Annotated in this window: 14 protein-coding genes; 9 read left to right on the top strand and 5 right to left on the bottom strand. The window is 71.5% G+C overall.

The window, feature by feature from the left end; all coding sequences use genetic code 11:
* Nucleotides 1-148 precede the first annotated feature (148 nt).
* The 4 genes from Q1K26_RS14260 to Q1K26_RS14245 all read right to left on the bottom strand — a co-directional run bounded on the left by Q1K26_RS14260 (nucleotide 149) and on the right by Q1K26_RS14245 (nucleotide 2,865).
* A complete protein-coding gene (locus tag Q1K26_RS14260) occupies nucleotides 149-418 on the bottom strand; it encodes a DUF3040 domain-containing protein (RefSeq protein WP_300011949.1) in 270 nt (89 codons plus the stop codon).
* A 112-nt stretch (nucleotides 419-530) separates the two neighbouring features.
* Nucleotides 531-1,295 carry a 3-oxoadipate enol-lactonase gene (gene pcaD, locus Q1K26_RS14255; protein WP_300011946.1) on the bottom strand — a complete coding sequence of 255 codons (765 nt, stop codon included), beginning with the start codon at nucleotides 1,293-1,295 and terminating at the stop codon, nucleotides 531-533.
* The gene (locus tag Q1K26_RS14250; protein WP_300012112.1) at nucleotides 1,292-2,023 is read right to left on the bottom strand and encodes a CoA-transferase; all 732 of its coding nucleotides are present in this window, start codon (nucleotides 2,021-2,023) and stop codon (nucleotides 1,292-1,294) included. The genes pcaD and Q1K26_RS14250 overlap by 4 nt, the downstream gene beginning before the upstream one ends.
* A 32-nt stretch (nucleotides 2,024-2,055) precedes the next feature.
* A complete protein-coding gene (locus Q1K26_RS14245; RefSeq protein ID WP_300012109.1) occupies nucleotides 2,056-2,865 on the bottom strand; it encodes a CoA-transferase in 810 nt (269 codons plus the stop codon).
* Nucleotides 2,866-3,009: 144 nt separating this feature from the next.
* On the opposite strand from Q1K26_RS14245, the gene Q1K26_RS14240 reads away from it, so the two are divergent.
* From Q1K26_RS14240 to Q1K26_RS14200, 9 genes are all read left to right on the top strand, one after another.
* The gene (locus Q1K26_RS14240) at nucleotides 3,010-3,852 is read left to right on the top strand and encodes an aldo/keto reductase (protein ID WP_300011942.1); all 843 of its coding nucleotides are present in this window, start codon (nucleotides 3,010-3,012) and stop codon (nucleotides 3,850-3,852) included.
* Nucleotides 3,853-4,040: 188 nt separating this feature from the next.
* Entirely contained in the window at nucleotides 4,041-4,853 is an 813-nt protein-coding gene (locus Q1K26_RS14235) for an ABC transporter ATP-binding protein (protein WP_300011939.1), read from the top strand.
* Entirely contained in the window at nucleotides 4,850-5,650 is an 801-nt protein-coding gene (locus tag Q1K26_RS14230) for an ABC transporter ATP-binding protein (RefSeq protein WP_300011936.1), read from the top strand. The genes Q1K26_RS14235 and Q1K26_RS14230 overlap by 4 nt, the downstream gene beginning before the upstream one ends.
* Complete coding sequence (locus tag Q1K26_RS14225) at nucleotides 5,650-6,528, top strand: branched-chain amino acid ABC transporter permease (RefSeq protein ID WP_300011933.1); 879 nt, start codon at nucleotides 5,650-5,652, stop codon at nucleotides 6,526-6,528. Before Q1K26_RS14230 ends, Q1K26_RS14225 begins: the two co-directional genes overlap by 1 nt.
* 94 nt (nucleotides 6,529-6,622) lie before the next feature.
* Nucleotides 6,623-7,750 (top strand): branched-chain amino acid ABC transporter permease, encoded by a 1,128-nt coding sequence (locus Q1K26_RS14220; protein WP_300012106.1) that lies wholly within the window; start codon nucleotides 6,623-6,625, stop codon nucleotides 7,748-7,750.
* On the top strand, nucleotides 7,747-9,027 hold the full coding sequence (locus Q1K26_RS14215) for an ABC transporter substrate-binding protein (protein WP_300011930.1): 1,281 nt from the start codon (nucleotides 7,747-7,749) through the stop codon (nucleotides 9,025-9,027). The genes Q1K26_RS14220 and Q1K26_RS14215 overlap by 4 nt, the downstream gene beginning before the upstream one ends.
* Nucleotides 9,028-9,164: 137 nt before the next feature.
* Nucleotides 9,165-9,392: a PspC domain-containing protein gene (locus tag Q1K26_RS14210; RefSeq protein WP_300011927.1), complete on the top strand. Its 228-nt coding sequence runs from the start codon at nucleotides 9,165-9,167 to the stop codon at nucleotides 9,390-9,392.
* Between the two features lie 114 nt (nucleotides 9,393-9,506).
* Nucleotides 9,507-9,776 (top strand): prevent-host-death protein, encoded by a 270-nt coding sequence (locus tag Q1K26_RS14205; protein WP_300011924.1) that lies wholly within the window; start codon nucleotides 9,507-9,509, stop codon nucleotides 9,774-9,776.
* A complete protein-coding gene (locus Q1K26_RS14200) occupies nucleotides 9,766-10,224 on the top strand; it encodes a type II toxin-antitoxin system VapC family toxin (protein ID WP_300011920.1) in 459 nt (152 codons plus the stop codon). The genes Q1K26_RS14205 and Q1K26_RS14200 overlap by 11 nt, the downstream gene beginning before the upstream one ends.
* Nucleotides 10,225-10,304: 80 nt before the next feature.
* On the opposite strand, the gene groL is transcribed toward Q1K26_RS14200, so the two are convergent.
* A complete protein-coding gene (groL, locus tag Q1K26_RS14195; RefSeq protein WP_300011917.1) occupies nucleotides 10,305-11,945 on the bottom strand; it encodes a chaperonin GroEL in 1,641 nt (546 codons plus the stop codon).
* Nucleotides 11,946-12,006: the final 61 nt, after the last annotated feature.

Here is a 12,006-nt window from a genome sequence, read left to right as displayed (position 1 = left end):
CCCAGCTCCCCGCTGACCAGGCCGCCGGACGGCCCGAGTACGCCCGGTACGAGGGCCATCCGACGACCCGGCCAGCGGAAACCTGCATCCACCGATATACGCAACGAACTTCCGGCGCGGGACACTAGGTCGTCCCGTCCGGCCGCGGTCAGGCTGCGCTGAACCCCGCCATGCCGTTGCGCTGGAACGCCGCGACGATCGCGAGCGCCGAGATCAGCATCCCGAACACCGCCACCGGCACGGCGGCGACCGCGGCGCCGAGCACCATCAGGGCCAGGCCCATCACCAGCAGCGCGCGGGGCGTCGTGCCGGACTGGCGGCGCGCCGCGGTGCGGAACATCCGCGCGAAGTCGGGATCCGACGCCACGAGGTGCTGCTCGATGCGGGCCAGCGTGCGTCTTTCACGTTCGTTGAGCATGCGCCGTCGCCTCCGGGTGAACTCGTCCACTGTCCCGAGCTCTCCGTCGACCCCGGCACCTCCGTCGTGGACAGAGTAGGCGGCGCGCGTCCTCACCAAACGGAGGGGTTGGTCACGTGCCGGAGTTGACTGCGATCAGCTCAGTGGCTTGCTCCGAACGCTCTATCGTCGCGAGGTGTGCGGCGTCGAGCACCTCCAGGCGCGCCCCCGGGACGCCCTCGGCGATGGTCCGCGCGTGCGGTTCGACCGGGGTGGACGGGTCCACGGCCCCGGCGATCACGAGGGTCGGTGCGGTGATCGCGCCGAGCCGCTCGCGGTGGTCGAACCCGCGCAGGGCCTCGCAGCAGCCGAGGTAGCCCTCGTCGGGGGTGCCGGTGACCTGCGCGACGGCGTCCGCGACCACGTCCGGGTGCGCGGCGGCGAACGACGGGGTGAACCAGCGCTCCACCACGGCCTCCGCGATCGGCCCGGTGCCCCCCGCCGAGACCGCGGCGATGCGGTCGGTCCAGACGCTCGCGTCCGGCCAGTACGAGGACGTGCAGCACAGCGTCAGCCTGCTGATCCGCTCCGGGGTCTCGGAAGCCAGGTGCAGGCCCACGCAACCGCCCATCGACAGCCCGCACCACGCCGCCCGCTCGACGCCGAGCGAGTCGAGCAGGGCGAGCGCGTCGCCGGCGAGGTCGGCGATCGTGTACGGGCCGGTCGGCACGGGGGAGCCGCCGTGACCGCGGTGGTCGATGCGGATCAGCCGGAACCGCCGGGTCAGCACGTCGACCTGCGGACGCCACATCTCGAGGGTCGACCCGAGAGACCCGGACAGCACCAGCACCGGCGCGTCGCGCGGTCCCTCGTCGACATGGTGCAGGGCCACGCTCATGACGACCCCACCGTGCGCAGCCCGCGCAGCGTCGTCAGCTCCTGCTCGGTGGGCGGGGTGGTCGTCATCAGGTCCGGTGAGACCTCCAGCTCCCAGCCCGTCTCCGAGCGGACCTGCTCGACGGTGACACCGGTGTGCATCGCGGTGAGCACCAGCTCGGCGGAGTCCGGGTCGGGTTCGAGCACGCCGAGGTCGGTGATGACCCGGACCGGTCCGGCGCCGCGCAGGCCCAGCCGCCCGCGGTCGCCGGGGCCACTGCCGTGGCCGACCGAGGTCACGAAGTCGACCTGCGAGACGAACGAGCGCAGCCGCTGGCGCATGACGACGACCACCTCGCGGCACGAGGCCGCGATCTCCGGGGCGCCACCCGATCCGGGCAGCCGCACCGAGGGTTCGTCGTACTCGCCGATGACGGTGGTGTTGATGTTGGCGAAGCGGTCGATCTGGGCGCCGGAGAGGAACCCGACGTCGATGCGGCCGGGCTGCAGCCAGTAGTTGAAGATCTCGGGTACCGAGACGACCGACAGGGCCGAGTCGACGAGTATCCCGTCGCCGATCGAGAGGGGCAGCTCGTCGGGCTCGGTGCCGACGGTGCCGGACTCGTAGATCAGCACCAGCCCCGGAGCATGCAGCCGCCGGGCCAGGTTGGCCGCGGTGGACGGCAGCCCGATCCCGACGAAGCACGCCTGCCCGTCGCGCAGCGCCCGCGCCGCGGCGACACTCATCATCTCGTCGGCGGTCCAGCCGACCTCGGCGCCGGTCACTTCCCCTCCAGGCTCTCGAGCCAGCCGGTGAACGCCCCGCGGTCCCGGCTGATCTTGTCCCAGGCCTGGTACGCGGCGTTGTCCCGGTCGTAGTACCCGTGCGCGTAGGACGGCGCGGCACCGCGGGGGGCCACCGACACCGCCGCGATCACCCAGGCCGGCAGCACCACCGAGCCGGGAACGGGGGTGAGCTCGTCGACGATCTCCTCGACGGTGACGATCGCCCGCTTCGCCGCGAGCACCGCCTCCTTCTGGACGCCGAGGATGCCCCACAGCTGCACGTTGCCCGCCCGGTCGGCGCGTTGCGCGTGGATCACGGTGACGTCCGGGTTCAGCGCGCTGACCGCGGCGAGCTCCTCGCCGGTGAACGGGCAGGTGACCGTGGCGATGGTGTCGGTGTGCAGCGGCAGGTCGGTGCCCGCGTAGCCGCGCAGCACCGCGAAGGGCAGCCCGGACGCGCCCGCGACGTAGCGGTTGGCCATGCCCGCGTGGCTGTGCTCCTCGATCTCCAGCGGCGCGGGCCAGCCGGTGGCGAGCGCGTCGCGCATGCGGTGCAGCGATCCGACACCGGGGTTGCCGCCCCAGGAGAACACCAGTCTCGCCACGCAGCCCGCGCCGATGAGCTGGTCGTACACCAGGTCGGGGGTCATGCGGACCAGCGTGAGGTCGCGGCGGCGCTGGCGGATGATCTCGTGCCCGGCGGCGAACGGGATGAGGTGCGTGAAGCCCTCCAGGGCCACGGTGTCGCCGTCGTGCACCAGCTCCGCCACCGCATCGGGCAGGGGGACGATCTTCGGGGAACCGATCTTCGACACCCCGGAACGCTAGCCCTCGGGACGGGGTCCGGCAACGTCGCGCCACACCTCGGGAGGCGCCGGTCACGATCGACTGACCGGGAGTGGGCCGAGGTGCACGCTGGCGGCGTGGCAATCCCTCACCGACACCGCCCCGTGGCCGCATCCGGTCGCTTCGCCCTCGGGGCCGGGCCGGGCGTGCACCGGCTCGGGTTCGGCACGATGCAGCTCACCGGGCCCGGGGTGTGGGGCCCGCCCGCCGATCCCGCTGCGGCCGTCGCGGTGCTGCGGCGGGCGGCCGAGCTGGGCACCGAACTGTTCGACACCGCCGACTCCTACGGGCCCGCGGTCGCCGAGGAGCTCCTGCACACGGCGCTGCACCCGTACCGGGGGCTGACGATCGCGACCAAGGCCGGGCTGCTGCGCACCGGTCCGGGGCAGTGGCACCCGTGCGGGCGTCCGGAGTACCTGCGTCAGCAGTGCGAGCTGTCGCTGCGCCGCCTGCACGTCGAGCGGATCGACCTGTTCCAGCTGCACCGACTCGACCCGGCCGTGCCCGCCGACGAGCAGTTCGGCGTGCTCGCGGCGTTGCAGGCCGAGGGCAAGATCGGAGCGGTCGGACTCTCCGAGGTGACGGTGGAGGAGATCGAGCAGGCCGGCCGCGTCGTCGACGTGGCCACGGTGCAGAACCGCTACAACCTCGTCGACCGGACGAGTGACACGGTGCTGCGGCACTGCACCGAGCACGGGATCGGCTTCCTGCCGTGGTTCCCGCTCGCGGCGGGCCGGCTCGCGGAGCCCGGCGGACCCGTCGTGGAGATCGCCGAGCGGGTCGGGGCCACCACCGCGCAGGTGGTTCTGGCCTGGCTGCTGCGCCGCTCGTCGGTGATGCTACCGATCCCCGGCACGTCGTCGGTCGCGCACGTCGAGGAGAACGCCTCGGCGGCGGAGCTCGTGCTCGACCCCGAGTCGGTGGACGAGCTCGACGCCGCCGCCTGACGCACGGCGAGCGGACCACTCCCCAGAGTGCTGTCCGGGCCCACGGGAGATAACGGACGGTCAACTATTGGCCGTACCCCTCTCCACGTGGGGGTGCCTGTGCGGAGTGACGCCCCACACGATGTGCCCGCCGGTCCGTCGGGGCCGTGACGAGGGCAAGGGGGCCGCATGTCGGTGCAGGTGCAGCAGTGCTGACGGTTCGCGGACTGTCGGTGCGGTACGGGCGCTCCGTGCGGGCGCTGGAGGACGTGAGTCTGGAGGTTGCGGGCGACGGGGTGCTGGCGGTACTGGGCGGGAACGGCGCGGGCAAGTCCACGCTGCTGCGCGCCGTGTCCGGGACCCTGAAGCTGCACCGCGGTGCGATCACCGCGGGCGAGGTGACGTTCGAGGGCGAGCGCATCGACCGGCTGGACCCGGCACTGATCGTGCGCCGCGGCGTCGTCGGTGTGCCGGAGGGCCGGCAGGTGTTCGCGCGGATGACGGTGGAGGAGAACCTGCGCGCCGGTGGTCTCGGTGCGAAGTCGGCCGCCGAGCGGACGGCCGCCCGGGAGCGGGTCGACGAGCTGTTCCCCATCCTCGCCGACCGGGTCACGCAGCGGGCCGGCCTGCTGTCGGGCGGCGAGCAGCAGATGCTCGCCATCGGCCGGGCCCTCATGTCGGGGCCGCAGCTGCTGCTGCTCGACGAGCCCTCCCTCGGGCTCGCTCCCCAGATGGTCGGCCGCATCGCCGGGGTCATCCGCGAGATCCACGCGCAGGGCACGGCGGTGGTGCTGGTCGAGCAGAACGCCACGATGGCGCTGCAGGTGGCCGATCACGCGGTGGCACTGGAGGTCGGACGGGTGGCGCTGTCCGGGCCGGCGGCCGAGCTCGCCGCCAGCGACGACGTGCAGCGGCTCTACCTGGGCGGGCACGCCGAGTCCGAGGAGACCGCGGAGGTGGAGGCCCGGGAGGCCGCGGCGCACCGCGCCGGGATCCGCAAGCTGTCGAGGTGGGGCGCATGACCGCGGACACCGACACGCGCACCGACGTCCCCGCGCTGCGGGTCGAGTCGGTCAGCCTGCGTTTCGGCGGCATCCGCGCGCTCGACGACGTCTCGTTCACGATGCAGCCGGGCACCATCCACGCTCTGATCGGGCCGAACGGCGCGGGCAAGTCGAGCTGCTTCAACGTCATCTGCGGGGTGTACAAGCCCACCGAGGGCTCGGTGCACCTCGGCGACACCCAGCTCACCGGCATGAAGCCCAACCGGCTCGCCCGCCTGGGCATCGGGCGCTCGTTCCAGAACATCGCGCTCTCGCTCGGCTCCACCGTGCTCGACAACGTGATGCTCGGCCGGCACACCCTGATGAGCGGCGGCTTCCTCGCGGCGGGGGTGCGCGCGCCCTGGATGGTGCGCCAGGAGCGCCGCCACGTCGAGCGGGCCACCGAGATCTGCGAGTTCCTCGGGATCGGGCGGCGCCTGCACGAGCCGGTCTCGGCGCTGCCCTACGGAGTGGCGAAGCTCGTCGACATCGCCCGCGCGCTGGCCGTCGAGCCCACGGTGCTGCTGCTCGACGAGCCCGCGGCCGGTCTGAACGCCGTGGAGACCGCGGAGATCGCGCTGACGATCCGTAGCCTGCGCGATGCGCTGGGCATCTCGATCCTGCTGGTGGAACACGACATGGGACTGGTGATGAGCATCGCGGACCGGGTCAGCGTCCTCGACTTCGGCAAGTTGATCGCCGACGGCGAGCCCGCCGCGGTGCGGGAGAACCCCGAGGTGATCCGGGCCTACCTGGGTGCGGGGGAGGAGAGCTGATGGACACCTTCCTGCAGCTGGTCGTCAACGGCCTGGGCAAGGGCGCGGTGTACGCGCTGCTCGCTCTGGGCTTCGTGGTCATCTTCAAGGCCACCGAGGTCATCAACTTCGCGCACGGCTCGCTCGCCCTGATCGGCGGCTACGTCGTCGCGGTGACGGTGCCGACGCTGGGGTTCCCGCTCGCCGCCACGCTGGGCATCGTCTCCGCGGCGCTGGCGGCACTGATCATCGAGCGGGTGCTGCTCTCCCGCAGCCGCAACGCCGACCACAACGCGCTGGCCCTGCTCACGATCGGCGTCGACGTGGTGGTGGTCGAGGACATCTTCCGGCGCCTGGGCACCTCGGTGCCGTTCCTCGGGGCGCCGTGGGACGCCAACCCGATCCAGTTCGGCACGGTCACGCTGTTCTCCACCCAGCTCGTGGCGCTGATCGTGGGGCTGGTGCTGATCACGGCCTTCTTCCTGGCCTTCCGGTACTCCAACTGGGGCATCGCGATGCGGGCCCAGGCCGAGAACCGCGAGGCCGCGGCGCTGATGGGCATCCGCAGCTCCCGGGTCACGGCCACGGCCTGGCTGGTCGCGGGAGCGCTCGCCGGGGTGGCGGTGATGTTCATCGTGACGCAGGACTTCTCCGGCTCCGGGCTCTCGCGCGGCACCCACGCGATCGCGTTCGCGGCGTTCCCGGCGGCGGTCATCGGTGGTCTGGACTCCACCGCGGGTGCGGTGGTCGGCGGGGTGATCGTCGGGCTGACGCAGGCCCTGTCCGAGATCTACATCTCGATCCCGTTCGCGAAGGTGGCGGTGTTCCTGGTGATGCTCGTGGTGCTCGTCGTCCGCCCGTCCGGGTTGTTCGGCACGAGGGAGCTGCAACGTGTCTGAGACGCCCACATCCGTCGGCGCGGCCTCCCGCACGGGCACGCCCCCCGCCGATCCGCCCGCTCCCTCGGCCCGGGGTGGTCGCGACCGTGGTCGACTGCTCCGCATCGCCGGCTGGGTCGTGCTGCTGGTCGTGCTGCTGGCGCTCCCGCTCTACATCGGGCCCGGTCTGCAGTCGGCCGGCCAGTACATGATGATCGGCGCGGTGGGGGCGATCGGCCTCACGATGGTGATCGGCCAGGCCGGGATGCTCTCGCTGGCCCACGCGTTCTTCCTGCTGGTCGGCGGCACGACCTACGCGGTGCTGTCCGGCGAGCCGGAGCAGCGCGGGGCGATCAGCCTCGTCGGGCTGGGCTGGCCCACGGAGATCGCGCTGATCGGGGCGGTGATCGTCAGCGGCCTGTTCGGGCTGGCGTTCGCGCCGGTCGCCGGGCGGCTGCGGGGCATCTACCTCGGCGTCGCGTCGCTGGCGCTGGTGTTCCTGGGCTTCTTCCTCGGACAGGCGGCGCCCGAGCTGACCGGCGGCGCGGCGAGCGGTCGCAACCCCGAGCCGTTCTCCCTGTTCGGGTTCTCCTTCTCCAACGAGGGCTACCTCGCGGTGCTGGGTGTTCCGTTCCGGCAGTCCGAGCGGCTCTGGTACCTGTTCCTCGTCCTGACCGTCATCTCCTACGTGCTCGCCAGAGGTGCGGTCAACAGCAGGGTCGGACGGTCCTGGCGGGCGGTGCGCGACAACGAGGCCGCGGCCGCCGTCATGGGTGTCGACGTGCTGCGCGCCAAGGCCGGCGCGTTCGCCGTCAGCGCCGCCTACGCCGGGCTGGCCGGCGTGATGATCGTGCTCTGGTACGGGCTGCTCAAGCCGGACGAGAGCGAGTTCGGCACCTACGGGCTCAACCAGTCGATCGCCTTCCTCGCGATGGCGATCATCGGTGGGCTCGGCTCCATCCCCGGCGCCGTCGTCGGCGCGATGATCGTGTTCGGCACCGGCCAGATCCTCACGATCTACGCCGCGGAGCTCGGCCTGGGCGACACGCTCTCCGGCGTGTCCCCGACGGTCATCGGGCTCTACGTCTACGGCATCGCGGTCATCCTCGTCGTGCTGTTCGAACCCGGCGGGCTGGCCGCCATCGGCCGCAGGCTGAGCGGGTCGCTCGGCAGGCGTTTCACCCCGAATCAGGTCGGCGCGCCCGCGCGCAGGCCGGCACCCCCCCGAGAGGACGGATCATGACTCAACGTCGAGCGAAGCAGGTGGCCGCGTCGGTCGCCCTGCTGGCGACCGTGGCCCTGGCCGGCTGCAGCACGCGGGCACCCGACGCCGCTGCCCCCGGCGACGCGGCGGGCGGGGAGGTGGCGACCGACGTCGGCGTCACGGCGGACACGATCACGCTGGGCGTGCTCGGTGACACCTCGGGCCCGTTCCGGAACCTGGGGACGAACCTGATCCAGGGCAACCAGATCTGGGCGGACGAGGTCAACGCCGCGGGCGGCATCTGCGGGCGGCAGATCGAGCTGAACATCGCCGACAGCGGCTACAAGGCCGACATCGCCACCACCCAGTACCGGACACAGCAGCCGGAGATCCTCGGCTACCTGCAGCTGCTCGGGTCACCGATCAACGCGGCGCTGCGTGGCAACCTGGAGACCGACGAGGTCACCTCGCTGGCCCTGTCCTGGTCCTCGTTCATCCTGGACAACCCCTACCAGATCATCCCGGGCACCACCTACGACCTCGAGATGATCAACGGGATGCGGTACCTGCAGGACCAGGGTCTGATCAACGACGGTGACACCGTCGGGCACATCTACATCGGCGGCGAGTACGGGGACAACGGCTTCCTCGGGTCCACCACCTACGCCGAGCAGCACGGCATGACGGTGGCGCCGGCGCAGATCGCGGCCACCGACACCGACATGACCAACATCGTCACCGGGTTCCAGGGCCAGGGTGTGACGGCGATCCTGCTGACCACCTCGCCCGCCCAGACCGCGTCGGTGCTCAACGCCGCCACCGCGCTCGGCCTGGACGTTCCCGTGCTGGGCAACAACCCCACGTTCGACCCGGGCACCAACCTCGCAGGCCCGGCCGCCGACACCGTCGGCAACCTCTACGTCGCGGCCAGCTCGGTGCCGTTCTCGGCCGACGTGCCCAAGGCGCAGGAGGTCGCGACCGCGTTCAACGAGGCCTACCCGGACGCCACGGCGAGCGCGGGCGTGCCCTACGGCTACGCGGGTGGACTGATCTGGCAGCAGATCCTCGAGCAGGCCTGTGAGGCCGGCGACCTGACCCGGGCGGGCGTGCACGACACGTTCCTGGCCAGCGAGGCGATCACCACCGAGGACCTGGTGGCGAGCGAGCTGAACTACTCGGAGGCCGGAGCGCCGCCGAGCCGCTCGGTGTACATCGCGCAGGCCGACGCGTCGACGCCGGGCGGGCTGCTGCAGGTCGTCGAGCCGTTCACGGCTCCCGAGGCGGAGAGCTACGTGGCTCCGCAGCAGCAGCAGTAGGACCGACCCGCAAGGACGGACGGCGTCGCGGTGACCACCGGCTTCCCGGTCACCGAGGCGCCGTCCGGCATTTCTCGGGGACGCCCTCAGGGGCGTCCCGGAGGTCCCGGAGGCAGGGTCGGCGCACGCTGGACGGCATGGAACCTCACGAGCCCAGCACCCTCCCGACCACCCGCCACCCCCTCACGCGCAGCCGCTCCGACCGCATGATCGCGGGCGTCTGCGGCGGCGCGGGACGGCACCTCGACATCGATCCGGCCCTGCTGCGCATCGCGCTCGTGCTGCTCACCGTCTTCGGCGCGGGCGTCGGGGCCGTGCTCTACGTCGCGGCCTGGATCCTCGTGCCGGAGGACGGACGCGGGTGACCGCTCGGCCGGGAGGTGCTCGCGGGGGCCGCCGCGCCTCCCGGACTGGATCAATGCCCTGAACAGGCGTGCTACCCGGTAGCACCGGGTGAGCCAGGCGGGTAGCATCGGAGCATGAGCGCCCAGCCCGAGATCACGCAGCGCGACCTCCGCAGTCGATCCAAGGAGATCATGGACGCCGTCGAAGGCGGTCAGGGCTTCGTGGTCACCAGGGACGGGCGCCAGATCGGCGAGCTGATCCCCCTGCGTCGACGGCGGCGCTTCGTCCCCCGGGAAGAGTTCGCCGCGATGTCCCGCGTCGCGCCGGCCATGGACATCCAGGCGTTCCGAGCGGATCAGGACGCCGCCCTCGAGCAGGGCATGGACGATCCGTATGCCCGTTGAGCTCGTCCAGGGCCTGCTCGACACGAACATCGTGATCCTGCGACGGTGGATCGACGCCGCCGATCTTCCGGCCGAGATGGCCATCTGCACCATCACGCTCGCGGAGCTGTCGGCAGGGCCGCACCTGGTCAGACGGGACAACGAGCAGGACCACTACCAGGAGCTGGCCGAGCGGGCCCGCCGGCTCGATGTACTGCAGCGCGCCGAGAACGAGTTCGACCCGATCCCCTTCGACGCCGACGCCGCCCGGACCTACGGGCGCGTCGCGGCCGGTGTCGTCGCGGCCGGTCGATCGCCCCGGCGGCGAACGGCGGACCTGATGATCGCCTCGGTGGCCATCACCCACGAGCTACCGCTGTTCACCACGAACCCGGCCGACTTCCGCGGGCTCGGGGACCTGCTGTCGGTGGTTGCGGTCCGGCTGCCCGGCGCTGCACCCCGATCCTGATCACCGGTCGCACGCCGCAGGGGCGGTACCCGGCGAAACGGGTACCGCCCCTGCGTGGACGTGCGGGTGGAGCGGTGGACTCAGAAGTCCATGCCGCCCATGCCACCCATGCCGCCGGTGGGGTCGCCCCCGCCGCCGCCGCCGTTCTTCTCCGGCTTGTCGGCGATGACCGCCTCGGTGGTGAGGAACAGGGCCGCGATCGAGGCCGCGTTCTGCAGCGCCGAGCGCGTCACCTTGGCCGGGTCGATGATCCCGGCCTCGATCAGGTCGATGTACTCGCCGGTGGCCGCGTTGAGACCGTGCCCGGCCTGCAGGCCACGCACCTTCTCCGCCACGACGCCGCCCTCGAGGCCGGCGTTGACGGCGATCTGCTTGAGCGGAGCCTCCAGCGCGACCTTGACGATGTTCGCACCGGTGGCCTCGTCACCGTCGAGACCGAGGCCCTCGAACAGGCCGGCACCGGCCTGGATGAGCGCCACGCCGCCACCGGCGACGATGCCCTCCTCGACGGCCGCCTTCGCGTTGCGCACGGCGTCCTCGATGCGGTGCTTGCGCTCCTTGAGCTCGACCTCGGTCGCGGCTCCGGCCTTGATGACCGCAACACCGCCGGCGAGCTTCGCCAGGCGCTCCTGCAGCTTCTCGCGGTCGTAGTCGGAGTCGGTCTTCTCGATCTCGTTGCGGATCTGGCTGACCCGACCGGCGATCTGGTCGGCGTCGCCGGCACCGTCGACGATGGTGGTCTCGTCCTTGGACACGACGACCTTGCGGGCCGAGCCCAGCAGCGACAGGTCGGCGTTCTCCAGCTTGAGGCCGACCTTCTCCGAGATGACCTCGCCACCGGTGAGGATGGCCATGTCGGCCAGCATCGCCTCGCGGCGGTCACCGAAGCCGGGCGCCTTGACGGCGACGGACTTGAAGGTGCCACGGATCTTGTTGACGACGAGCGTGGCCAGGGCCTCGCCCTCGACGTCCTCGGAGATGATGGCGAGCGGCTTGCCGCCCTGCATGACCTTCTCCAGCAGCGGGAGCAGGTCCTTCACCGTGGAGATCTTGGAGGAGACCAGGAGGATGTAGGGGTCCTCCAGCTCGGCCTCCATGCGCTCGGCGTCGGTGACGAAGTAGGGCGAGATGTAGCCCTTGTCGAACCGCATGCCCTCGGTGAGCTCGAGCTCCAGACCGAAGGTCTGGCTCTCCTCGACCGTGATGACGCCTTCCTTGCCGACCTTGTCCATCGCCTCGGCGATGAGCTCGCCGATCGAGGCGTCGGCGGCGGAGATCGAGGCGGTGGCCGCGATCTGCTCCTTGGTCTCGACCTCCTTGGCGGTCTTGAGCAGCTGCTGCGAGACGGCCTCGACCGCCTTCTCGATGCCACGCTTGAGCGCCATCGGGTTCGCGCCGGCCGCCACGTTGCGCAGGCCCTCGCGGACCATCGCCTGGGCGAGCACGGTGGCGGTGGTGGTGCCGTCACCCGCGACGTCGTCGGTCTTCTTGGCAACTTCCTTGACGAGCTCGGCCCCGATCTTCTCCCACGGGTCCTCGAGCTCGATCTCCTTGGCGATCGACACACCATCGTTGGTGATGGTGGGCGCGCCCCACTTCTTCTCCAGGACGACGTTGCGGCCACGCGGGCCGAGCGTCACACGGACGGCGTCGGCGAGGACGTTCATGCCGCGCTCGAGCCCGCGCCGCGCCTCCTCGTCGAAAGCGATCATCTTCGCCATGGGGGTGTGGTCCTCCGATTGGGATGACACGAAAAAAATCTGTTCGCCGGGTGGCGCCCGC

Origin of the sequence: Pseudonocardia sp. (genome assembly GCF_029263155.1) — a bacterium.
GTDB lineage: Bacteria > Actinomycetota > Actinomycetes > Mycobacteriales > Pseudonocardiaceae > Pseudonocardia.
This window is presented reverse-complemented; position numbering and strand designations above follow the sequence as displayed.